The sequence below is a fragment of the Streptococcus sp. A69 genome (assembly GCF_058556195.1).
This window is the reverse complement of record NZ_JBZUJU010000001.1, coordinates 630328-654348: the sequence shown is the minus strand read 5'-3', so window position 1 is coordinate 654348 and position 24021 is coordinate 630328. Positions and strand designations below refer to the sequence as shown.

22 protein-coding genes are annotated in these 24021 nt (G+C 42.6%); 20 read left to right on the top strand and 2 right to left on the bottom strand.

Annotation, left to right across the window (positions count from 1 at the left end):
- The 12 genes from AC4ME5_RS03340 (at nucleotide 1) to AC4ME5_RS03285 (ending at nucleotide 14284) form a co-directional block, all read left to right on the top strand.
- On the top strand, nucleotides 1-795 hold the full coding sequence (locus AC4ME5_RS03340; RefSeq protein ID WP_001123186.1) for a DivIVA domain-containing protein: 795 nt from the start codon (nucleotides 1-3) through the stop codon (nucleotides 793-795).
- Between the two features lie 253 nt (nucleotides 796-1048).
- Nucleotides 1049-3841 (top strand): isoleucine--tRNA ligase, encoded by a 2793-nt coding sequence (ileS, locus tag AC4ME5_RS03335; RefSeq protein ID WP_491799931.1) that lies wholly within the window; start codon nucleotides 1049-1051, stop codon nucleotides 3839-3841.
- A gap of 327 nt (nucleotides 3842-4168) precedes the next feature.
- The gene (locus AC4ME5_RS03330) at nucleotides 4169-4549 is read left to right on the top strand and encodes a hypothetical protein (RefSeq protein WP_491799929.1); all 381 of its coding nucleotides are present in this window, start codon (nucleotides 4169-4171) and stop codon (nucleotides 4547-4549) included.
- Between the two features lie 188 nt (nucleotides 4550-4737).
- Complete coding sequence (locus tag AC4ME5_RS03325; RefSeq protein WP_000240120.1) at nucleotides 4738-5430, top strand: phosphoglycerate mutase; 693 nt, start codon at nucleotides 4738-4740, stop codon at nucleotides 5428-5430.
- A 118-nt stretch (nucleotides 5431-5548) separates the two neighbouring features.
- Nucleotides 5549-6250 (top strand): ABC transporter ATP-binding protein, encoded by a 702-nt coding sequence (locus AC4ME5_RS03320; RefSeq protein ID WP_268702972.1) that lies wholly within the window; start codon nucleotides 5549-5551, stop codon nucleotides 6248-6250.
- Nucleotide 6251: 1 nt separating this feature from the next.
- Nucleotides 6252-8954, top strand: coding sequence for an FtsX-like permease family protein (locus AC4ME5_RS03315; protein ID WP_491799927.1), 2703 nt, complete (start codon nucleotides 6252-6254; stop codon nucleotides 8952-8954).
- 144 nt (nucleotides 8955-9098) lie between these two features.
- A complete protein-coding gene (gene rpsO, locus AC4ME5_RS03310; protein ID WP_001018251.1) occupies nucleotides 9099-9368 on the top strand; it encodes a 30S ribosomal protein S15 in 270 nt (89 codons plus the stop codon).
- Nucleotides 9369-9934: 566 nt separating this feature from the next.
- Nucleotides 9935-10546, top strand: coding sequence for a CadD family cadmium resistance transporter (locus AC4ME5_RS03305; protein WP_000531731.1), 612 nt, complete (start codon nucleotides 9935-9937; stop codon nucleotides 10544-10546).
- A 231-nt stretch (nucleotides 10547-10777) separates the two neighbouring features.
- A complete protein-coding gene (locus AC4ME5_RS03300; RefSeq protein WP_033606219.1) occupies nucleotides 10778-11824 on the top strand; it encodes a FecCD family ABC transporter permease in 1047 nt (348 codons plus the stop codon).
- A 1-nt stretch (nucleotide 11825) separates the two neighbouring features.
- Entirely contained in the window at nucleotides 11826-12581 is a 756-nt protein-coding gene (locus AC4ME5_RS03295; RefSeq protein WP_491799912.1) for an ABC transporter ATP-binding protein, read from the top strand.
- Between the two features lie 19 nt (nucleotides 12582-12600).
- Nucleotides 12601-13611 (top strand): ABC transporter substrate-binding protein, encoded by a 1011-nt coding sequence (locus tag AC4ME5_RS03290; RefSeq protein WP_247941056.1) that lies wholly within the window; start codon nucleotides 12601-12603, stop codon nucleotides 13609-13611.
- The gene (locus AC4ME5_RS03285) at nucleotides 13592-14284 is read left to right on the top strand and encodes an alpha/beta hydrolase-fold protein (RefSeq protein WP_491799910.1); all 693 of its coding nucleotides are present in this window, start codon (nucleotides 13592-13594) and stop codon (nucleotides 14282-14284) included. Before AC4ME5_RS03290 ends, AC4ME5_RS03285 begins: the two co-directional genes overlap by 20 nt.
- A gap of 42 nt (nucleotides 14285-14326) precedes the next feature.
- Here AC4ME5_RS03285 and AC4ME5_RS03280 read toward each other — a convergent pair whose 3' ends face one another.
- A complete protein-coding gene (locus AC4ME5_RS03280) occupies nucleotides 14327-15076 on the bottom strand; it encodes a lysophospholipid acyltransferase family protein (protein ID WP_491799908.1) in 750 nt (249 codons plus the stop codon).
- A 133-nt stretch (nucleotides 15077-15209) separates the two neighbouring features.
- Between AC4ME5_RS03280 and AC4ME5_RS03275 the strand changes: the two genes are divergently transcribed.
- The 6 genes from AC4ME5_RS03275 (at nucleotide 15210) to AC4ME5_RS03250 (ending at nucleotide 22423) form a co-directional block, all read left to right on the top strand.
- Nucleotides 15210-17546 (top strand): cation-translocating P-type ATPase, encoded by a 2337-nt coding sequence (locus tag AC4ME5_RS03275; RefSeq protein WP_491799906.1) that lies wholly within the window; start codon nucleotides 15210-15212, stop codon nucleotides 17544-17546.
- 207 nt (nucleotides 17547-17753) lie between these two features.
- Nucleotides 17754-18431: a tRNA (adenine(22)-N(1))-methyltransferase gene (locus AC4ME5_RS03270; protein ID WP_491799904.1), complete on the top strand. Its 678-nt coding sequence runs from the start codon at nucleotides 17754-17756 to the stop codon at nucleotides 18429-18431.
- Complete coding sequence (locus AC4ME5_RS03265; protein ID WP_491799902.1) at nucleotides 18418-19215, top strand: Nif3-like dinuclear metal center hexameric protein; 798 nt, start codon at nucleotides 18418-18420, stop codon at nucleotides 19213-19215. The genes AC4ME5_RS03270 and AC4ME5_RS03265 overlap by 14 nt, the downstream gene beginning before the upstream one ends.
- Before the next feature lie 16 nt (nucleotides 19216-19231).
- On the top strand, nucleotides 19232-20335 hold the full coding sequence (locus tag AC4ME5_RS03260; RefSeq protein ID WP_007521249.1) for an NAD(P)/FAD-dependent oxidoreductase: 1104 nt from the start codon (nucleotides 19232-19234) through the stop codon (nucleotides 20333-20335).
- A gap of 101 nt (nucleotides 20336-20436) precedes the next feature.
- A complete protein-coding gene (gene galE / locus AC4ME5_RS03255; RefSeq protein WP_007521251.1) occupies nucleotides 20437-21456 on the top strand; it encodes a UDP-glucose 4-epimerase GalE in 1020 nt (339 codons plus the stop codon).
- Nucleotide 21457: 1 nt separating this feature from the next.
- Nucleotides 21458-22423, top strand: coding sequence for a glycosyltransferase family 2 protein (locus AC4ME5_RS03250; RefSeq protein WP_491799899.1), 966 nt, complete (start codon nucleotides 21458-21460; stop codon nucleotides 22421-22423).
- 82 nt (nucleotides 22424-22505) lie between these two features.
- Here AC4ME5_RS03250 and AC4ME5_RS03245 read toward each other — a convergent pair whose 3' ends face one another.
- Nucleotides 22506-22709, bottom strand: coding sequence for a ferredoxin (locus tag AC4ME5_RS03245; RefSeq protein WP_162278922.1), 204 nt, complete (start codon nucleotides 22707-22709; stop codon nucleotides 22506-22508).
- Nucleotides 22710-22754: 45 nt separating this feature from the next.
- On the opposite strand from AC4ME5_RS03245, the gene AC4ME5_RS03240 reads away from it, so the two are divergent.
- Nucleotides 22755-23261, top strand: coding sequence for an SAG1386/EF1546 family surface-associated protein (locus tag AC4ME5_RS03240; protein WP_491799897.1), 507 nt, complete (start codon nucleotides 22755-22757; stop codon nucleotides 23259-23261).
- A 9-nt stretch (nucleotides 23262-23270) separates the two neighbouring features.
- On the top strand, nucleotides 23271-23945 hold the full coding sequence (gene cmk, locus AC4ME5_RS03235) for a (d)CMP kinase (protein WP_491799895.1): 675 nt from the start codon (nucleotides 23271-23273) through the stop codon (nucleotides 23943-23945).
- Nucleotides 23946-24021: the final 76 nt, after the last annotated feature.

The following is a 24021-nucleotide window of genomic DNA, read 5'->3' as shown; positions in this document are numbered from 1 at the left end:
ATGCCAATTACATCGTTAGAAATTAAAGATAAAACCTTTGGTACAAGATTTAGAGGTTTTGACCCAGAAGAAGTAGATGAATTTCTTGATATCGTTGTTCGTGACTATGAAGATTTGGTTCGTAGTAATCACGACAAAGAGACACACATCAAGAGTTTGGAAGAACGTTTGTCTTACTTTGATGAGATGAAAGATTCCTTGAGTCAGTCAGTTTTGATTGCTCAAGATACTGCGGAGCGTGTCAAACAGGCTGCTCAAGAACGTTCGAACAATATTATTCAACAAGCTGAACAAGACGCTCAGCGTTTGCTAGAAGAAGCAAAATACAAGGCAAATGAAATTCTCCGTCAGGCAACAGATAATGCTAAGAAAGTGGCTGTTGAGACAGAAGAGTTGAAGAACAAGAGTCGTGTATTCCATCAACGCCTCAAGTCTACGATTGAAAGTCAATTGGCTATTGTTGAGTCATCAGATTGGGAAGACATTCTTCGCCCAACAGCAACGTATCTTCAAACAAGCGATGAAGCCTTTAAAGAAGTGGTGGGTGAAGTTCTTGGTGAAACTATTCCTTCTCAACCAGAGGAAGAGCCAATTGATATGACTCGTCAATTCACACCAGAAGAGGTTGCTGAGTTGCAAGCTCGCATCGAGGCTGGAAATAAAGAATTGGCTGAGTTTGAAGCTCAACAAAATCAACATACAGATGAAAGTGAACAACATGAAGAGTCAGTTGACGTAGAAACTACTGCAGCAACTGAGGAAGATGCAAACAAAGAATCTGTTCTTATCCTATAAAAGTAAATGTGAGAACAAAGTCTAACCAACTATATTTTCAGCGAGCGGGAGATGGTGTGAGCCCTGCAATCCCTAGTCGTTAGATTATCCTCTCAACGAATCCAGTCTGAAAACAGTAAGACTGGACGTTCCCCACGTTACGGGAAAAGAGGAAAAGAGACACTGTCTTTTTTCGAACAAAGGTGGTACCACGATTTTCGTCCTTTTTGGAAGTCGTGGTTTTTAATTTGTTAATATTTATAAAGGAGATACCATGAAACTCAAAGATACCCTTAACCTTGGGAAAACAGCTTTCCCAATGCGTGCAGGACTTCCTACCAAAGAGCCAGTTTGGCAAAAGGAATGGGAAGATGCAAAACTTTACCAACGTCGTCAAGAATTGAACCAAGGAAAACCACATTTCACCTTGCATGATGGACCTCCGTATGCAAACGGAAATATCCACGTTGGACATGCCATGAACAAGATTTCCAAAGATATTATTGTTCGTTCTAAGTCTATGTCAGGATTTTACGCCCCTTATATCCCAGGTTGGGATACACATGGTCTGCCAATCGAACAAGTTTTGGCAAAACAAGGTGTCAAACGCAAAGAAATGGACTTGGTTGAGTACTTGAAACTTTGCCGTGACTATGCTCTTTCTCAAGTAGATAAACAACGAGAAGACTTTAAACGTTTGGGTGTTTCTGGTGACTGGGAAAATCCTTATGTAACCTTGACTCCAGACTATGAAGCGGCTCAAATCCGTGTCTTCGGTGAAATGGCTAAGAAAGGCTACATCTACCGTGGTGCCAAGCCGGTTTACTGGTCATGGTCATCTGAGTCAGCTCTTGCAGAAGCAGAAATTGAATACCATGACTTGCTTTCAACTTCCCTTTACTATGCTAACCGCGTCAAAGATGGCAAAGGTGTCCTAGATACAGATACTTATATCGTCGTATGGACAACTACACCATTTACTATCACAGCATCTCGTGGTTTGACAGTTGGAGCAGATATTGATTATGTATTGGTACAACCAGCTGGCGAATCTCGTAAGTTTGTGGTTGCTTCAGAATTACTGAATAGTCTTTCTGAGAAATTTGGCTGGGCTGATGTTCAGGTCTTGGCGACCTACCGTGGTCAAGAATTGAATAAAATTGTGACAGCTCACCCATGGGATACGGCTGTAGATGAGTTGGTGATCCTCGGTGACCACGTTACGACTGACTCTGGTACTGGTATCGTCCATACAGCTCCTGGTTTTGGTGAGGACGACTACAATGTCGGTGTTGCTAACGGCCTTGAAGTTGCTGTAACAGTTAACGAACGCGGTATTATGATGGCCAATGCTGGCTCTGACTTTGAAGGTCAATTCTATGACAAGGTTGTACCAACTGTTATCGAAAAACTGGGCGATTTGCTCCTTGCCCAAGAAGAAATCTCTCACTCATATCCATTTGACTGGCGTACGAAAAAACCAATCATCTGGCGTGCAGTACCACAATGGTTTGCCTCTGTATCTAAATTCCGCCAAGAAATCTTGGATGAAATTGAAAAAGTGAAATTCCACTCAGAATGGGGTAAAGTTCGTCTTTACAACATGATTCGCGACCGTGGCGACTGGGTTATCTCTCGTCAACGTGCTTGGGGAGTTCCACTTCCTATCTTCTATGCTGAAGACGGAACACCAATCATGACAGCTGAAACGATCGAGCACGTGGCTCAACTCTTTGAGGAACACGGTTCTATCATCTGGTGGGAACGTGATGCCAAAGACCTCTTGCCAGAAGGATTCACCCATCCAGGTTCACCAAATGGCGAGTTCAAGAAAGAAACAGATATCATGGACGTTTGGTTTGACTCAGGTTCATCATGGAATGGGGTTGTAGTAAACCGTCCTGAGTTGACTTACCCAGCAGACCTTTATCTTGAGGGTTCTGACCAGTATCGTGGTTGGTTCAACTCTTCACTCATTACATCTGTTGCCAACCATGGCGTAGCGCCATACAAACAAATCTTATCACAAGGATTTGCCCTTGACGGTAAAGGTGAAAAGATGTCTAAATCTCTTGGGAATACCATTGCTCCAAGTGATGTTGAAAAACAATTTGGTGCGGAAATCTTGCGTCTCTGGGTGACAAGTGTTGACTCAAGCAACGACGTGCGTATCTCTATGGATATCTTGAGCCAAGTCTCTGAAACTTACCGTAAGATCCGTAACACACTTCGCTTCTTGATTGCCAATACATCTGACTTTAACCCAGCTCAAGACGCAGTGGCTTACGATGAGCTTCGTTCTGTTGACAAGTACATGACCATTCGCTTTAACCAGCTTGTGAAGACCATTCGTGATGCTTATGCTGACTTTGAATTCTTAACCATCTACAAGGCCTTGGTGAACTTTATCAACGTTGACTTGTCTGCCTTCTACCTTGACTTCGCCAAAGACGTTGTCTACATCGAAGGTGCCAAATCACTCGAACGCCGTCAAATGCAAACAGTCTTCTATGACATTCTTGTGAAAATCACCAAACTCTTGACACCAATTCTGCCTCACACTGCAGAAGAAATCTGGTCATATCTTGAGTTTGAAGCAGAGGAATTCGTTCAATTGTCAGAATTACCAGAAGCTGAAACTTTTGCCAACCAAGAAGAAATCTTGGATACATGGGTAGCCTTCATGGACTTCCGTGGACAGGCTCAAAAAGCCTTGGAAGCAGCTCGTAATGCAAAAGTAATCGGTAAATCACTTGAAGCCCACTTGACAGTTTATCCAAATGAAGTGGTGAAAACTCTTCTTGGAGCAGTGGACAGTAATGTGGCTCAACTTTTGATCGTGTCAGACTTGACTATTGCAGAAGGACCAGCTCCAGAAGGCGCAGTTATCTTTGAGGATGTTGCCTTCACAGTTGAACGCGCTGCAGGTGAAGTTTGTGACCGTTGCCGTCGTATCGATCCAACTACTGCTGAACGCAGTTACCATGCAGTTATCTGTGACCACTGTGCAAGCATCGTAGAAGAAAACTTTGCGGATGCAGTCGCAGAAGGATTTGAAGCGAAATAATCAGAAAGAGACTGAGAAAGGTCACTAAAATCATAAAAACGCATAATATCAAGAGTTCAAGTGCTTTGATATTATGCGTTTTATCATGGGAAAATTTACTAGTCCATTTTCTAGAATGAAGTTCTTCTTGGCCTGTCCGTGTAGATAATTAACATAATCAACTATTCAGTTTTCTCATAATTTTATATTTCTACTAATTATAAAGAGACTGTAGAACTTAAAATTATTTTTTGAAAATCAATATTTATTATAAAATTTTATAAGATTGTTTAATTTTTAGATAAATTATGATAGAATAATACCTATAAAAATTTTAAGGAGATTATTATGAAAACAAATACACTTGCTCGTGTTAACGCTATTTTTGGTCTTATTTCAGGAATTATATTGCTTTTAGCGCCAGTTATCATGTTTATCCTAGCTATTGGAGCTGCTGCGGCAACTGAAGACGCAGATGTAACGGTTGGGACATTGACAGGGCTCTCAATTATTTTGTCATTGGTTAAAATTGCTGTTTTAGTATTGGGAATTGTGGCTATTGTTTATTATAAAGATGATGAACGTGTTACGAATGCACCTTCTGTCTTGCTCATTGTAGGTGGTGCGGTCGGCTTGATTCCATTTTTAGGATGGGTAGGTGGAATTCTAACCATTATTGGTGGTTCACTTTACTTTGGAACATTGAAAAAATTTGTAATTGAAGAGTAGTAGTTTTCCAATTATTTTTTGGGGACTATTTCATCCTCTATCGAGAACAATTATGATAGTGTGATAAAGAGAAGACTGATAAGCTCTTCTCTTTTTAGTTGATTTTAACTAGCTTTTTTGTGAAAAATTGTGTAAAATAGAATAGATAAACGAGGGAAACCTCGAAAAATAAAAGGAGAATCCATCTAATGGTAAAATTGGTTTTTGCTCGCCACGGTGAGTCTGAATGGAACAAAGCTAACCTTTTCACTGGTTGGGCTGATGTTGATTTGTCTGATAAAGGAACACAACAAGCGATTGACGCTGGTAAATTGATCAAGGAAGCTGGTATCGAATTTGACCAAGCTTATACTTCAGTATTGAAACGTGCGATTAAAACAACAAATTTGGCTCTTGAAGCTGCTGACCAACTCTGGGTTCCAGTTGAAAAATCATGGCGCTTGAACGAACGTCACTACGGTGGTTTGACTGGTAAAAACAAAGCTGAAGCTGCTGAACAATTTGGTGATGAGCAAGTTCATATCTGGCGCCGTTCATACGATGTATTGCCTCCTGCAATGCCTCATGATGACGAATACTCAGCACATACTGACCGTCGTTACGCTTCACTTGACGATTCAGTCATTCCAGATGCTGAAAACTTGAAAGTGACTTTGGAACGTGCCCTTCCATTCTGGGAAGATAAAATCGCTCCAGCACTTAAAGATGGTAAAAACGTATTCGTAGGAGCTCACGGTAACTCAATCCGTGCCCTTGTAAAACACATCAAACACTTGTCAGATGATGAAATCATGGGTGTAGAAATCCCTAACTTCCCACCATTGGTATTCGAATTCGACGAAAAATTGAACGTCGTAAAAGAATACTATCTTGGAAAATAATCTATAAACAGAAAGCCTAGGATTCCTAGGCTTTTTGTTTTTGCTTCTGGTTTCCAACTAGTTGAAAAAGCGTTATAATGATAATAGGAAGTAATTTGTTTGAGAGAAGGTGTGTCTGATGGCTTATATTGAGATGAAACACAGCTACAAGCGTTACCAGGTTGGGGATACAGAGATTGTGGCTAATCGTGATGTGAATTTTGAAATTGAAAAAGGGGAGCTGGTTATCATACTTGGCGCTTCAGGTGCTGGAAAATCAACCGTTCTCAATCTTTTAGGAGGTATGGATACCAATGATGAGGGGGAGATTTGGATTGATGGTGCCAATATTGCCAACTATAGTTCGCACCAACGAACAAACTATCGTCGTGAAGATGTAGGCTTTGTTTTTCAATTTTACAATCTGGTCTCCAATCTGACAGCCAAGGAAAATGTGGAACTGGCTTCAGAAATCGTGATAGATGCCTTGGATCCAGAGCAAGTGCTCAAAGATGTAGGTCTGGCTCATCGCCTGAATAACTTTCCAGCCCAGCTTTCTGGAGGGGAGCAACAGCGAGTCTCCATTGCACGTGCTGTAGCCAAAAATCCTAAAATCCTCCTTTGTGATGAACCAACGGGTGCCTTGGATTACCAGACTGGGAAGCAAGTCTTGAAGATTCTCCAAGACATGTCTCGTCAAAAAGGAGCAACGGTGATTATCGTAACCCACAATGGCGCGCTAGCCCCTATTGCAGATCGGGTGATTCATATGCGCGATGCCACGGTTAAGAGCATGACGGTCAATGAGCATCCGCAGGATATCGATACATTGGAGTATTAGCATGAAAAAAACGTATCGGAAAGACCTATTTCAGTCAGTGACGGCTTCAAAGGGACGCTTTGTTTCTATCCTGACCTTGATGATGCTGGGTTCTTTAGCCCTTGTTGGTCTCAAAGTGGCCAGTCCAAATATGGAACGTACGGCAGGGGATTATCTCCGTAAAGCCAATACCCTAGATCTGGCAGTGATAGCTGATTATGGCTTGGACAAAGAAGACCAAGACGAATTAAAGGCCCTTCAAGGAGCAAGTGTTGAGTTTGGTTATATGGCAGACCTAACCGTTGAAAATAGTGAAGAAGCGGTTCGACTTTATTCCAAGCCAGAGGGGATTTCAACCTTCCAAGTGACAGAAGGGCGACTACCAGAGGCTGATGAGGAAATTGCCCTAGCCGACTTCTGGAAAGACCGCTATCAGATTGGGCAGACCATTACCTTTACTAAGAAAGAAGAAGGGAAGTCCGTCCTAAAATCCCAAACTTTGACAATTACTGGATTTGTTCAGTCGGGTGAGATGCTTTCTCAAAAAGACTTAGGGAGTGCTAGCAGTGGAAATGGAAGCTTGGCTGGCTATGGAGTTATTTTACCCAGTCAGTTTGATATAGAAGTCTACAGTATTGCGCGTGTGCGCTATGATGATTTAAAAAATCTGGATGCTTTTTCATCAGACTATAAGAGGAAACGAACCCAACATCAGGAAGAGTTGCAAGACTTACTTGCCGATAATGGTCAAAAAAGATTGACAAGTATCAAGGAAAATGGGCAAAAGAGCCTGGAAGAGGGCAAAGATCGGCTCCAAACTGCTGAAAGCAACCTTGAAAATGGCAAGAGTCAGTTAGAGCAGGCTGAAAATCGCTTGAAAACGCAAGAAGAACAAGCGACCGCTTTGCCAGAACCACAAAAGAGTCAAGCCAAGGGACAGCTGACAAAAGCTAAGGAAGAACTGGCGACAAAAAAAGAAAAGCTGGCTCAGACAGAGAGTGATCTATCTAAGGAAAAAGAGAAGCTAGAACAGCGCCAGAAAGAGCTTGATGAACTGGCAGAGCCAAAATACCACGTATACAATCGCCAAACAATGCCAGGTGGTCAAGGCTACCTCATGTACAGCAATGCATCGTCAAGCATTCGTTCAGTCGGGAATATCTTCCCAGTGGTGCTTTATATGGTCGCCGCAATGGTGACCTTTACAACGATGACTCGCTTTGTGGATGAAGAACGCACCAATGCTGGTATTTTCAAGGCCTTGGGTTACCGCAACCGAGATATTGTTGCCAAGTTTGTCCTCTATGGTTTTCTTGCAGGAACTGTGGGAACCATTATAGGAACACTTCTTGGGCATTATCTTCTTGCAGGGGTGATTTCAGATGTTATAACAGCTGGGATGGTTGTTGGAAAAAGTCACGAGTATTTCTATTGGTCTTATAGTCTCCTTGCCCTAGCTTTAAGTTGGATATCCAGCGTTTTGCCGGCTTATCTGGTAGCGCGGAGGGAATTACACGATGAAGCAGCCCAACTCTTACTTCCCAAACCTCCCGTTAAGGGAGCAAAGATTTTGCTGGAACGACTGAGCTTTATTTGGAGTCGTTTGAGTTTTACTCATAAGGTTACGGCAAGAAATATCTTTCGTTATAAGCAACGGATGTTGATGACCATTTTTGGAGTTGCGGGTTCGGTTGCTCTTCTATTTGCAGGTCTTGGAATTCAGTCATCTGTGGGAGGAGTTGTCGAGCGCCAATTTGAACAAATCCAGCAATATCAGATGATTGTAGCAGAAAAGAGCAGTGCAACGGAGCAAGAAAAAGCAGATTTAGAAAGCGCCTTGCAGGCTGAATCTATCTATGCTTATCAAAAGATTTACTCTAAATCCATTGAAAAAGATTTCAAAGGAAAAGCAGGACTTCAAACGATTACCATGATGGTTACTAGTGGCGAAGACTTCAAACCCTTTATCACATTAGAGGAAAATGGGCAAGAGGTGCAGGTCACTGATGGAGCAGTCGTGAGTCAAAAATTAGCCCAACTAGCAGGTGTTACGGTTGGAGACAAGTTGGAGCTTGATGGGAAGGAAATCAAGGTCGCGGCTATTTCTGAAAATTATGTTGGACACTTTGTTTATCTCAACCGAGCGACTTACGAACAAGTCTACGGCACCAGTCCGCAAGACAATACCTACCTAGTAAAATTAAAAGAGCCAACACCTTCCAATACGGAGCAAGAAGCTGCTACCTTCATGGGAAAAGCTGCTGTTTCTGGGGTCGTCCAAAATGCGACGGCCATCCATCTCTTTGAATCTGTAGCTAGTTCGCTCAATAAAACTATGGCAATCCTTGTCCTTGTTTCCGTTTTACTAGCCATTGTCATTCTCTACAATCTCACTAACATCAATGTGGCAGAACGTATTCGTGAACTTTCCACTATTAAGGTTCTCGGTTTCCACAATAAAGAAGTGACCCTCTATATCTACCGTGAGACCATGGTGCTGTCCCTTGTGGGAATTGCTCTCGGTTTGGTAGCTGGCCACTATTTACATCAATTTTTGATTCAAATGATTTCACCTGCCACCATACTTTTTTATCCACAAGTCAGCTGGGAAGTCTATGCTCTTCCAATCGTCGCAGTGACTGTGATTTTGACTTTACTAGGTCTCTTTGTCAATTACCACTTGAGAAAAGTAGATATGCTTGAAGCCCTGAAATCAGTAGAGTAATTCACGGTTTTAAATAGTAAATCAGTTGACAAAGTCCCTGCTTCTTGGTAGAATAAGAACTGTCGTAAAGACAAATAACTTCTTCTTGGTTGCAGGCATGCCAACCTGTCACTCGGATGAAGCCAAATAAAAAGGAGAAACATCATGGCAATCTCAAAAGAGAAAAAAAATGAAATCATCGCACAATATGCACGTCACGAAGGTGATACAGGTTCAGTAGAGGTTCAAGTTGCTGTCCTTACTTGGGAAATCAACCACCTTAACGAACACATCAAACAACACAAAAAAGACCACGCTACTTACCGTGGATTGATGAAAAAAATCGGTCGCCGTCGTAACTTGCTTGCATACTTGCGTAAAAATGACGTTAACCGTTACCGTGAGTTAATCAACTCTCTTGGACTTCGTCGCTAATCTGCTTTATTTTCCACTTACATTGCGTTGTCACCTTACCTCGATATACTCAAGTATAATCTTCGGTTACGGTTCCTAGCACTGTAAGGTAAAATAAACCAGAATGATCTCCCTTCGGGGAAATTTTTTGTTTCACTAAAATTTTCGTACAATCTTTGGCTTGTCGCCTAGTCTATAAACGTTTTATCCAGCAAGAATAAAGCTCTCTGATTTCAGAGGGCTTTTTTATTGAGGTTTTATCGGTCACAATTTTGGAGACTACAAAAACCTCAAATAGTATCAGCTAATTACACCATAAAGGTGCGCATCTACTCGGCTTGAAAAGTCGAGTAGCTGTCTGCAAGCCCCCTCGGAGAGCCCACACTTTACGAAGTAAAGTATAGTATGTTATACTTTACATAGAAGTAGTCACCGAATTTCAGTTAGAAATTACTTTGTAACTACGTTTTGAGGAGGAGTAAAATGCTTTCCTACGTTCGACATTACCCACTAGCGATAGCTAAATTAATGTGTCTGTGCTCTCCTAAAATCTGCTGATTTATTACTGACTAATACAGGAGGTTTTTATGGGACAGACAATCATATCTGCTATTGGTGTTTATATTTCCACCAGTATCGATTATTTAATTATTTTAATTATTTTATTTGCACAGCTATCACAGAATAAACAGAAATGGCATATTTATGCGGGGCAATATCTAGGAACAGGCTTACTTGTAGGGGCGAGTTTAGTTGCTGCTTATGTCGTTAATTTCGTGCCTGAAGAATGGATGGTTGGATTGCTTGGTTTAATCCCTATCTATTTAGGGATTCGCTTTGCAATTGTTGGAGAAGGTGAGGAAGAAGAGGAAGAAATTATTGAAAGATTAGAACAAAGCAAGGCAAATCAACTGTTTTGGACAGTTACATTGCTGACAATTGCGTCTGGCGGAGATAATTTAGGTATCTATATACCTTATTTTGCTTCGTTAGATTGGTCACAGACCCTCGTGGCGTTGCTTGTGTTTGTAATCGGCATAATTATCTTTTGCGAGATTAGTCGGATGTTATCCTCTATTCCGTTAATATTCGAGACAATTGAAAAATACGAGCGAATCATTGTGCCCTTAGTATTCATTCTACTTGGACTATACATCATGTATGAAAATGGCACGATAGAGACTTTTCTGACCGTGTAGATTTTTTTGTTTCACTAGGATTTTAGCCCGGGTTCAAATCAGCTCTCTAATTTTAGAGGGCTTTTTATGTTGTCACTTTACCTCGATATACCCAAGTATAATCTTCGGTTACGATTATTAGCACTGTAAGACCAACTATATTTATTTTTCTCATCTTGTTCCATTGTTGAAAATATGGTATACTTTTCATGAGAATTTTCTAAATTTTTAATTTTGTCTAAGGAGGTTTTCATGCTTTCCAAATTTTCTGGAAGCCGACAAGATTTGCAATTTGTGTTGTTTTTGGGTATTTTGCTAAGTGTTTTAGGAATTTCACTTTTCCTAGCTGTTTCTATGGGGTCCGTTGCGATTGATCTAGGAGATACCTATCGAATTATTTTGAGCAGATTGGGGATTCCTCTTGAGATAGGAGAGGTTTCCAAGTCCACTCTTGCCATTGTATGGAACATGAGATTCCCCCGAGTATTGTTAGGTCTGATAGTAGGAGCTGGTCTTTCTATGTGTGGTAGCGTGATGCAGTCCACAGTGAACAACCCCATCGCAGAGCCTTATGTCTTAGGAATCTCTGCTGGTGCAACTCTAGGGGCAACCTTGAGCATCATTCTTGGTTTAAAATTGGTGATTAGCCTTGGAGCTTTTTTAGGAGCTGTTTTGGCAACAATCGCTGTCCTCATTATTGCCTCTATGCAGGGCAGGATGACGACTTCTAGTCTGATCTTATCAGGAACGGTGGTCAACGCTCTCTTTCTGGCTTTTTCAAACTTTATTATCTCAGTCGGCGCTAATGCGGACAGTGTGATGACCATTAAATTTTGGACCATGGGCTCGCTTGCCGGGACCACTTGGTCTGACTTAGTCCTGCCAACTATAGTAGTGGGAGTAGCGTTTCTATTTTTCTCTACTCAGTATCGTGTTTTCAATGCAATGATGATGGGAGATGAGGCTGCTTTAACTTTGGGGATTCCCTTACGCTTTTATTGGTATCTTTATGTGACAATGGTGGCTGTGTTAACAGCAGTCTTAGTGGCAACCTGTGGGATTATTGGATTTGTCGGTTTGATTACTCCACATTTAGCTCGAGGGTTAGTAGGAACGAATTACAGGAGACTTTTTCCTATTGCGACCTTACTGGGTGCCCTCTTTGTGGTCTGGGCAGATGTACTCTCTCGTGTCATCATTCCCAATGCTGAGCTGCCTATTGGTATTTTTACAGCCTTAGTAGGTGCTCCCTTCTTTATCTACATTGTCGGAGGTAGGCGAAGGGAGGTGAGGGGCTGATATGGACTTGAATTGTCAGGATATCCATTTTGGACTAGGAGAGAAAAAAATCCTCAAAGGAGTCTCTCTTAAGGTTGAGGGGAATCAATTTCACACGATACTAGGACCAAATGGAAGTGGGAAAACCAGCCTGCTTAAACTTCTCTATCGTCAGGAAAAGGCGGACAAAGGCTTGATAAGCTTAGATGGAAAGCCGCTGGAGCATTGGTCACTCAAAGAAACAGCCAAGCAAATGGCAGTTGTTACTCAGTTTAATCAATTGCAGTTTGATTGTACAGTTGAGGAAATCGTCTTGCTGGGAAGAACTCCTCACCTCTCTTTTTTACAGAAGGAAAAGGAAAGAGATTATGCCCTCGTTCAAGATGCTCTCGTCAAGGTGGATATGCTTGAGAAGAAAACTCGTCTCTATTCGTCTCTGTCAGGGGGGGAGAAACAACGAGTCTTATTAGCCCGCGCCTTGGCGCAAGAACCAACTCTCTTGCTCCTGGACGAACCAACCAATCACCTAGATATCAAGTACCAGCTAGACTTGTTAGCCATTGTGAAGGAGCTCAAAATCAATGTTCTAGCTGTCCTGCATGATATTCAACTTGCTTGTCGCTATTCGGATTATCTCTATCTGATGAAAGAGGGGGAAATCCTTTACCAAGGGACTCCAAAGGAGACCATCACCCCTGAGTCATTACAAACTGTATATGGAGTTCAAAGTCAGGTTACTTGGACCGAGGATCAGCAAGCCATGATTCACTATTTATAAGAATGAAAAGGAAAACAAAATGAAAAAAACACTCAGTATTTTACTCGTAACAGTAGCTACCCTAACCATGGCAGCTTGTGGTAACACTACCACTGAAAAAGCTACTACACAGTCTAGTACAGAAACAAGTCAGAAGGCCAGCACAGAGACGACTTATCCGTTAACGGTCAAGACCTATGACGCTAAGGGAAATGAAGTCGAACAAGTCTTTGACAAGGCACCTGAAAAAGTTATCACCAATAATCTTTCAACTACTGAAATTTTGTTGGAACTAGGCTTGAAGGATAAAATTGCTGGCATGCTCAACCCTGACAATGCTGTAACAGACAAATACAAGGACGCGATTGCGACCATTCCTCAAATCGGTGATAAAAAAACAGTCTCTCAAGAGACAGTCCTTTCTTATGAGCCAGATGCGGTGATGGGTCGAAACATGATGTTTTCAGAAAAATCCTTGGGAACAGTTAGCGCTTGGAATGAAAACAAAATCCCAGTCTATACGCAAAAAGCTTCTCTCTCAACGATTCAGCAAGATTTGGGAAATATCGTAGAAGATGTCAAAAATCTTGGAATGATTTTCAATGTTCAGGACAAGGCTAATGAATACGCAGCCCAATTACAAGCTAAAATTGACGCTGTTAAGAAAGCAAATCCAACAAGCCAAGGTGAAAAGAAAAAGGCTTTGATTATGGTTGCTTATAATGATGAAACCTTTGGTGCCTACAAGTCTGCTTTGCAAGAAAGCTTGTTGAATCAACTTGGTTATACAAACGTTGCAACGGGAACATCAGGCTTGACCTTGGAAAATCTCGTGTCAATGGATCCTGAGTTGATTATCTATGTGACCAGCGACCGCAATAAAAAATTGGATGCCAACGCAGTAGAGTTGATGAAAGCAAATGAAGTTTTGGAAAACGTTCCTGCAATTAAGAATCAAAAAATCATGACCATTTCTTACGATGAGTTGATGGACTATGGTCCAGCAGTGATTGATTCCCTTGAGAAAATCAATGACTTTATCAATAAATAATGAGTTTGATTGGGAGGGAATCCAAGTCAAGGTCAGCCTTCCTTCGACCTATGATCCCAATCAAACCTATCCAGCTATTCTCTTGAATGATGGAAACTTGGATTTTCTATCTTCCCTTTCAGAGTCTGTGATTTTAGTGGGCTTGACCTCTAAAAATCGCCTAAACGACTACACTCCCTGGAAGGCAGCTGCTCTGAGAGAGGGGGCTCCAGATTTTGGCGGTCAGGCAAATGCCTATCATGGTCATTTATTTGGAGGTCTTTTAGATAAGTTGCGGTCTCTTTATCGCCTGGACGAAGATCGCCTTGCCTATGGAGGATACTCATTAGGTGGACTGGCGGCAGTCTACAGTCTATTCAGCTTTGACAAGGTCTCCTGTATCTTCTCTATCTGCGGTTCCTTTTGGTATCCTGATTTTACGACTTATTGCAAGGATGAAAGGGTGAAAAATTTAGATTGTTTACTGTATTTACAGAATGGTCAAACAGAAGGAGCCCATCATACCAATCGCTTGGCTCAAGCACCAGTTTATGCTGAGCAGATCCATACAAGCCTTCATCAACGATATCCGACTGGTCAGTTTGTCTTTGATCCCTATGGGCATCATGAGCAAGTTGCTGAGCGATTTCTAGCCTTTTCCAGCTGGTTGGCCCAAAAATGGAAAATCGAATAAAAGAAATATCCCTTGGTAAAAGCCAAGGGATAATTGTATTTTTTAACCAAGAGCCTCTCTCTTCTTATCTGGATTCCAGATAAAGCTCGCAATAAAGGTGAAGATAATCGTTAGGATACCAACAATCACAGCAAGGATGAGGGCTGGGATTCGGACAAACCACCAGAGTGGGTTTGGTTTTTTATCATTGTGCCATTGCTTAGTTTCTTCGTCCAAACGTTGGAATTCTGCTTGGATACGATCTGCGACGAGTTCAATCCCTTCATCATTCATTTTCTTGATGTCTGAGATATCGATAGGATTTCCAAAGTTCATATCCACACGTTCACGGCTAACCAAGCCTTTCAAGGTCATAGGACCTGTGTAGGTAACCGGCATGATACGAACCTTAGCCATTTTAGCAATCAAGGCTACTCCACCCTTGACATCGTTTGAGTGACGGCTCCCGCTTGGGAACATGATGAGAGAGCGGTCGCTTTTTTTGAGGACGTTGATAGGGTACTTGATGGCAGATGCATTAGGTTTTTCCCGATCGATAGGAAAGGCGCCACACATACGGATCCACCAGCCAAAGATACGGTTGTTAAACAGCTCTTTTTTGGCCATAAAGATGAACTGTTTTGGCTTGGTCGCAAAGGCCATGTAAACAGGATCCCACCAGGTACGGTGAGGTGCGACGAGGATATAGTTTTCGTCTCGGCTAGGGATTTTATCAGTATTATGATAGTGGGCATTGCCATTGATGGACCACAAGATTAGCATGACTAGTCCACGCAAATAAGTATAAAACATGAGATCTCCTTCGATTGTATTGCTTTTATTATTATACCTTATCGAAAGACTACTGGCAAACTTTTTCAGTTATCAGTGGACAGTTTTTGGATAGGATTAGAAATCTGCTAGAAAAAATGATATGATAGAATTTATGGATAAAAATAAGATAATGGGATTAACCCAAAGAGAAGTCAAGGAAAGACAGGCTCAAGGTTTGGTCAATGACTTTACCGCTTCGGCCAGTACCAGTACTTGGCAAATCATCAAACGAAATGTTTTTACACTTTTTAACGCTTTGAACTTTGTTATTGCTCTAGCGCTGGTCTTTGTGCAGGCTTGGAGCAATCTGGTCTTCTTTGCTGTTATCTGCTTTAACGCTTTTTCAGGGATTGTGACTGAGCTACGGGCCAAACATATGGTGGATAAGCTCAATCTTATGACCAAGGAAAAGGTCAAAACCATTCGTGATGGTCAAGAAGTCGCTCTCGATCCTGAAGAATTGGTGCAGGGTGATGTTATTCGTCTGTCTGCTGGGGAGCAGATTCCTAGTGATGCCTTGGTTCTGGATGGCTTTGCGGAGGTCAATGAAGCCATGTTAACAGGTGAGAGTGATTTGGTGCAAAAGGAAGTTGACGCCTTGCTTTTGTCTGGGAGTTTCTTAGCCAGTGGCGCAGTTTTGGCTCAAGTTCACCATGTCGGGGCAGACAACTATGCTGCCAAACTCATGCTGGAAGCTAAGACAGTGAAACCAATCAACTCCCGTATCATGAAATCGCTAGACAAGCTAGCCGGTTTTACTGGGAAGATTATCATTCCCTTTGGTCTAGCTCTCTTGTTAGAAGCCTTGATTTTAAAGGGTTTGCCCCTCAAGTCATCTGTTGTAAATTCGTCGACAGCCCTTTTGGGCATGTTGCCTAAGGGAATCGCCCTTTTGACCATCACTTCGCTCTTGACTGCGGTAATCAAGCTGGGCTTGAAAAAGGTCTTGGTGCAGGAGATGTACTCTGTCGAGACCTTGGCGCGCGTGGATATGCTCTGTCTGGACAAAACGGGCACCATCACCCAAGGAAAGATGCAGGTGGAGGCGGTTCTTCCTCTGACGGAAACTTATGGTGATAAGGCTATTACTAATATTCTGACCAGCTACATAGCTCATAGTGAGGATAAAAATCCAACAGCCCAAGCCATTCGCCAGCGTTTCCAAGGTCAGGTTTCCTATCCTATGCTTTCGAATCTTCCTTTCTCAAGCGACCGTAAGTGGGGAGCTATGGAGTTAGAAGGTTTGGGGACGGTTTTTTTAGGGGCACCTGAGATGTTGTTGGACTCTGAAATCCCAGAAGCTAGAGAGGCCTTGGAGCGAGGTTCTCGTGTCTTGGTCTTGGCTCTCAGTCAGGAAAATCTAGACCATCACAAACCACAGAAACCATCTGATATTCAGGCCTTGGCACTGCTGGAGATCTTGGATCCCATTCGAGAAGGAGCGGCTGAGACGCTGGACTATCTCCGTTCTCAGGAAGTAGGACTCAAGATTATCTCTGGTGACAATCCGGTCACTGTATCCAGCATTGCCCAGAAGGCTGGATTTGCGGACTATCAAAGCTATGTTGATTGCTCAAAAATCACGGATGAGGAATTGATTGCTATAGCTGAGGCAACAGCCATTTTCGGACGTGTTTCCCCTCATCAAAAGAAACTCATCATCCAAACGCTGAAAAAAGCGGGGCATACAACAGCTATGACGGGGGACGGTGTCAATGATATTCTGGCTCTTCGTGAAGCAGACTGTTCGATTGTAATGGCAGAAGGAGATCCGGCAACACGTCAGATTGCCAATCTGGTTCTCTTGAACTCAGACTTTAATGATGTTCCTGAGATTCTCTTTGAAGGTCGTCGTGTGGTCAATAACATTGCCCATATTGCACCGATTTTCTTGATAAAGACCATCTATTCCTTCTTGCTTGCGGTGATTTGTATTGCTAGTGTTTTACTAGGGCGGTCTGAGTGGATTTTGATTTTCCCTTTCATTCCAATTCAGATTACCATGATCGACCAGTTTGTGGAAGGTTTTCCGCCATTCGTTCTGACTTTTGAGAGAAATATCAAGCCTGTCGAGCCAAATTTCCTCAGAAGATCCATGCTTCGTGCCCTACCAAGTGCTCTTATGGTCGTCTTCAGCGTTCTCTTAGTGAAAATTTTTGGAACGAGCCAAGGTTGGTCTGAGTTAGAAATCTCAACCCTCCTCTATTATCTCCTTGGGTCAATCGGTTTCTTATCCGTATTTAGAGCCTGCATGCCATTCACCCTCTGGCGTGTCCTCTTGATTGTCTGGTCAGTAGGGGGCTTCCTAGCCACAGCTCTTTTCCCAATGATCCAAAAGTTGCTTGAAATTTCGACCTTAACAGGACAAACATTGCCTGTCTATGGGGCCATGATGTTGGTCTTTACCGTGATTTTCATTCTAACTAGTCGTTACCAATCCAGAAAATAAAGAAAGGCTGCAATCTGTGGATTGCGGTCTTTTTAGGTGCAAGATTGCTAGCTGATACTCAATGAAAATCAAAGAGCAAACTAGGAAACTAGCCGCAGGCTGTACTTGAGTAAGGCAAGGCGACGTTGACGCGGTTTGAATTTGATTTTTGAAGAGTATGAAATGTGGTATAATAAGAGGTAACAGAGTTTTGGAAAGTGAGAGAAGATGATTTCAAAGAGATTAGAATTGGTGGCGTCCTTTGTGCCCCAAGGTGCTGTGTTACTTGATGTGGGGAGTGACCATGCTTATCTGCCTATCGAGTTGGTCGAGAGAGGCCAAATTGAAGCTGCTATTGCTGGTGAGGTGGTGGATGGCCCCTACCAGTCTGCGATTAAAAATATTGAGGCTTACGGTCTAAAGGAGAAAATCCAAGTCCGTTTAGCCAATGGTTTGGCAGCTTTTGAAGAGGCAGACCAAGTATCGGTCATCACCATCTCCGGTATGGGCGGGCGCTTGATTGCAACGATTCTAGAAGAAGGTTTGGATAAGCTTGCGAATGTAGAACGTTTAATCCTCCAGCCCAATAATCGTGAAGACGACTTGCGTCTCTGGTTACAAGAGCACGGATTTCAGATTGTGGCCGAAAGTATTCTAGAAGAAGCAGGTAAGTTTTATGAAATTCTAGTGGTGGAAGCAGGACAAATGAAGCTATCAGCAAGCGATGTCCGCTTTGGTCCCTTCTTGTCCAAAGAAGTCGGCCCAGTCTTTTTCCAAAAATGGCAAAAGGAAGCTGCTAAGCTAGAATTTGCTCTTAGCCAAATCCCAGAAAAAAATATAGAAGAACGTCAAGTTCTTGTAGATAAAATTCAAGCCATCAAGGAGGTGCTCCATGCTAGCAAGTGAGGTAATTAGAGCTTATGAAGCCTTTTGCCCTCAGGAATTCTCAATGGAGGGGGACAGTCGTGGCCTGCAAATCGGCACTTTGGACAAGGATATCCAAAGGGTCATGGTTGCTCTCGATATTCGTGAAGAGACGGTGGCTGAAGCCATTGAAAAGGATGTGGATTTGATTATCGTCAAGCACGCGCCGATTTTCCGTCCTATCAAGGACTTGGTCGCCAGCCGTCCGCAAAATCAGATTTACATCGACCTCATCAAGCATGACATCGCAGTTTATGTCAGTCATACGAATATCGATATTGTCGAGAATGGCCTCAATGACTGGTTCTGTCAGATGCTAGGTATTGAGGAGACGACTTATCTACAGGAGACAGGTCCAGAACGTGGGATTGGGCGTATTGGAAATATTCAGCCTCAGACATTTGGGGAATTGGCCCAGCATGTTAAGCAAGTCTTTGGTCTAGATAGTCTTCGAATGGTACATTATCAAGAGAGTGATTTGAAGAAGGAAATTTCAAGAGTTGCCATTTGCGGTGGTAGTGGTCAGTCTTTCTATCCTGATGCTTTGGCAAAGGGGGCAGATGTCTACATCACTGGTGATATTTACTACCACACTGCTCAGGATATGCTGTCTGATGGCTTGTTGGCATTGGACCCAGGCCACTATATTGAAGTTCTCTTTGTGGAAAGAATCGCAGCACTCCTTACTCAATGGAAGTCAGAAAAGGGCTGGACTATTGATATCTTGCCTAGTCAGGTATCGACTAATCCTTTCCACCATATCTAGTTAGAAGGTGAAGACAATGAAAAAAGTTGCCATTATTGGAGCAGGGATTGTGGGAGCAACAGCTGCCTACTATCTCTCAAAAGAAAGCGACCTAGAGGTGACCGTTTTTGACCATGGACAAGGTCAGGCAACCAAGGCTGCAGCAGGAATTATCAGTCCTTGGTTTTCAAAACGCCGCAATAAAGCTTGGTACAAGATGGCACGCTTGGGGGCTGACTTTTATGTGGATTTATTGGCTAATTTAGAAAAGTCTGGTCAGGAAATCGACTTTTACCAGCGTTCGGGAGTTTTTCTCTTGAAAAAGGACGAATCCAAGTTGGAAGAACTCTATGAACTAGCCCTCCAGCGCATAGAAGAATCTCCCTTGATAGGCCAGTTAGCTATTCTGGACCAAGCGTCTGCAAATGAATTATTCCCTGGTTTGCAGGGATTTGACCACCTGCTCTATGCTTCTGGTGGAGCGAGAGTAGATGGCCACCTCTTAGTGACTCGTTTGCTAGAAGTCAGTCAGGTCAAGCATGTCAAAGAAAAAGTGAGTCTGACACCTTTAGCATCAGGTTACCAGATTGGTGAAGAGGTATTTGACCAGGTTATTTTGGCAACGGGAGCTTGGTTGGGAGACATTTTGGAGCCTTTAGGATATGAGGTAGATGTTCGTCCCCAAAAGGGACAGCTCCGAGATTATCAACTTGCCCTAGATATGGAATCTTACCCTGTTGTTATGCCAGAAGGGGAGTGGGATTTGATTCCTTTTGCAGGTGGAAAATTGTCCTTAGGCGCTACTCATGAAAATGACATGGGATTTGATTTGACAGTAGATGAAACCTTGCTCCAACAAATGGAGGATGTGGCCTTGCCTCACTATCCAGCCTTGGCAGGAGTGAAATCATCGGGTGAGCGTGTGGGAATTCGTGCCTACACTAGTGATTTCTCCCCTTTCTTTGGGCAAGTACCTGGCTTAGCAGGTGTCTATGCGGCTAGTGGACTAGGTTCCTCAGGCCTCACAACTGGTCCTATCATTGGTTACCACTTAGCTCAACTGATCCAAGACAAGGAATTGATTCTGGACCCAGTAAACTATCCAATTGCAAACTATGTCAAACGAGTAAAAAGTGAATAAGATTTTACTGAAATTTTAGCAGATAGTTTAGGATGTCAAATGACATTCCCTATCAAAAATGATAAAATAAGAAAAAATAATCCGAGAATCGAGGAAAAAAGATGCAAGAAAAGATTTTGGTAACTGGTGGTGCTGGATTTATCGGAACCCACACTGTTATTGAATTGATCCAAGCAGGTCATCAAGTGGTTGTAGTGGATAACCTTGTTAATAGTAACAGAAAAAGTTTAGAAGTTGTTGAGAGAATTACAGGAGTTGAGGTGCCTTTCTATGAGGCAGATATCCGTGACACAGATACCCTCAGAGATGTTTTCAAGCAGGAAGAGCCGACTGGTGTCATTCACTTTGCTGGTTTGAAGGCTGTAGGTGAATCAACACGTATCCCTCTTGCCTACTATGACAACAATATCGCTGGAACTCTTAGTCTTTTAAAAGTTATGGAAGAAGCAAACTGTAAGAATATCATCTTCAGCTCTTCTGCGACAGTTTACGGAGATCCTCACACAGTTCCAATCTTAGAAGATTTCCCACTTTCAGTGACTAACCCTTACGGTCGTACCAAACTCATGCTAGAAGAAATCTTGACTGATATCTACAAAGCAGACTCAGAATGGAATGTGGTCTTGCTTCGTTACTTTAACCCAATCGGAGCGCATGAAAGTGGAGACTTGGGAGAAAATCCTAATGGAATTCCAAACAATCTCTTACCATATGTGACTCAGGTAGCTGTTGGGAAATTAGAGCAAGTGCAAGTCTTCGGAGACGATTACGATACGGAAGATGGAACTGGTGTTCGTGACTATATCCACGTTGTCGATTTGGCTAAAGGTCACGTTGCAGCTCTTCAAAAAATCCAAAAAGGGTCTGGCCTTAACATTTATAACCTTGGAACAGGCAAAGGCTACTCTGTTCTTGAAATTATTCAAAATATGGAAAAAGCAGTGGGACATCCAATTCCTTACCGCATCGTAGAACGCCGCCCAGGAGACATCGCTGCCTGCTATTCAGATCCTGCAAAAGCCAAAGCAGAACTCGGATGGGAAGCAGAATTTGATATCACGAAAATGTGTGAAGACGCATGGCGTTGGCAAAGTAAGCATCCAAATGGATTTGAAGACTAGGATGATGATTTCGATCATTGTCCCCTGTTTAAATGAAGAGGAAGTACTTCCTCTTTTTTATCAGTCTGTTGAAGATTTGCTTCCTGACTTGGGAGCAGAGGTCGAGTATGTCTTTATAGACGATGGCTCAAGCGATGGGACCTTAGAGCTTTTGAAGGCCTATCGGGAGCAAAATCCTGCGGTACGTTATGTCTCATTCTCACGAAATTTTGGGAAAGAGGCAGCTCTGTACGCAGGTTTACAGCATGCGACTGGAGACCTGGTGGTCGTGATGGATGCAGACCTCCAGGACCCCCCTAGTATGCTACTTGAGATGAAAGCCTTACTAGACCAAAATGCAGACTTGGACTGTGTTGGGACACGGAGAACTAGTCGGGAGGGAGAACCCTTCTTTCGCAGTTTCTGTGCTGATCTTTTTTACCGCCTTATGCAAAAAATTAGCCCAGTAGCTCTGCCCTCAGGCGTCCGTGATTTCCGGATGATGAGAAGGTCTGTGGTAGATGCTATTTTAACCCTGACCGAGTCCAATCGGTTCTCTAAAGGGCTCTTTGCCTGGGTGGGCTTTAAAACGCACTATCTTGATTATCCAAACGTTGAACGACAGGCTGGCAAGACCAGTTGGAGTTTTAGACAGCTCTTTTTCTACTCGATTGAAGGGATTCTCAATTTTTCAGATTTCCCCTTGAGTATAGCCTTTGTAGCTGGACTCCTATCTTGTTTTATTTCTTTTATGATGACTGTTTTTGTAGTGTTTCGGACTCTTATTTTGGGAAATCCAACATCTGGCTGGACCTCTCTGATGGCTGTCATTCTCTTTCTTGGGGGGATTCAACTTCTGACCATTGGAATTCTGGGCAAGTATATCAGTAAGATTTATCTAGAAACCAAAAAAAGACCACTCTACCTCATCAAAGAAAAAAGTGATCTTTCTATTTTTGAAGGAAAAAATAACCGGAAAAGACTATAATTTTACCTAGAAATATGCTAAACTAGTAGGTGAAGGGATTAAAGTGATAAAGAGAATCTACAAAATCAATCTCCCTTTTAAACTATGATGGATCTTTTAGAAGTGCATGTGTAGGACAATTTTTGATGGCCTCTAGAACATCGCTGCTCTCAGCGATTTCTCTTTGCAATTCAACTGGATCATCGCAAAATCGAACGATTCCATTATCGTGGTAATCAAAGAGTTCAGAATAGGTTTGGCAAAGCCCGCAGGCGATGCACCGTTCAGGTATAAGTGTGAGTTTCATATTTATATTGTAATAAGAAAGTTTAAAAAATACAAGGAGTAAGGTATGGCAAAGGAACCATGGCAAGAAGATATCTATGAAAATAGTGAGGAAGAATCAAGATCAGAGCGTCGTCGCCGTAAACAAAAAGGAAAAGGTGCTGTTGCGAATCGTGTCTTAACCGTTCTAGCTAGCCTCTTCTTTGTGATTGTTGTAGCGATGGTAGTTGTATTGATTTACTTATCAACCGGAGGAAGCAATCGTACTTCATCTTTGAAGGACTTCTATGATACATCGTCTCCTTCTACAAGTTCAAGTTCTAAAGTAGAAGCATCGTCATCTTCAAGTAGCAAGGTAGAAGAAACATCGTCTTCTGAAACAACTTCTTCAGAGAGCAGTTCAGAAGAGCACACAGAAGGAGAAGGAACACTCACTGTGCATCCTGGAGAGGGTGAGGCAGCTCTTGCTCAACGTGCAGGGATTTCCATTGCCCAGTTGGAAGCGTTAAATCCTTCTCATATGTCATCTGGATCTTGGTTTGCCAATCCAGGTGATGTGATCAAGACAAGATAGGAGTCGGGAATGAAGACAATTCAAATTGCTATTGATGGCCCAGCTTCCAGTGGTAAGAGTACGGTTGCAAAGATTGTCGCTAAAGATTTTGGATACACTTATCTTGATACGGGCGCTATGTACCGTGCTGCGACTTATATAGCGCTCAAACACCAGTTGGATGCAGGAAAAGTAGAGCAACTTTTGGAATTGCTTGATCAACATCCCATTAGTTTTGGACGTTCAGAAACAGGTGATCAACTTGTTTTTGTAGGGGATGTGGATATCACTCATCCTATCCGTGAAAATGAAGTGACCAACAAGGTTTCAAGCATTGCTGCCATTCCTGAGGTGCGTGAGAAACTGGTTTCGCTCCAGCAAGAGATTGCCCAGCAAGGTGGTATCGTCATGGATGGCCGTGATATCGGGACAGTTGTTTTACCACGAGCTGAACTCAAGATTTTCCTAGTTGCTTCGGTTGATGAAAGAGCAGAGCGTCGTTACAAGGAAAATATTGCTAAAGGGATTGAGACGGACCTGGAAACTCTGAAAGAAGAGATTGCGGCACGTGATTACAAAGATAGTCATCGCGAAACCTCGCCTCTCAAACAAGCAGAGGACGCAGTTTACCTCGACACAACTGGATTGAGTATCCAAGAAGTAGTCGAAAGAATTGAATCAGAAGCAAAAAAATATATGTCCTAGGCACGAGAGGAGCAGGCTAAATGAAGCCTGCTCCTTTTCTCTCTTTTGCGCGCGTTTCAAAACAGTCTTTTTAGGA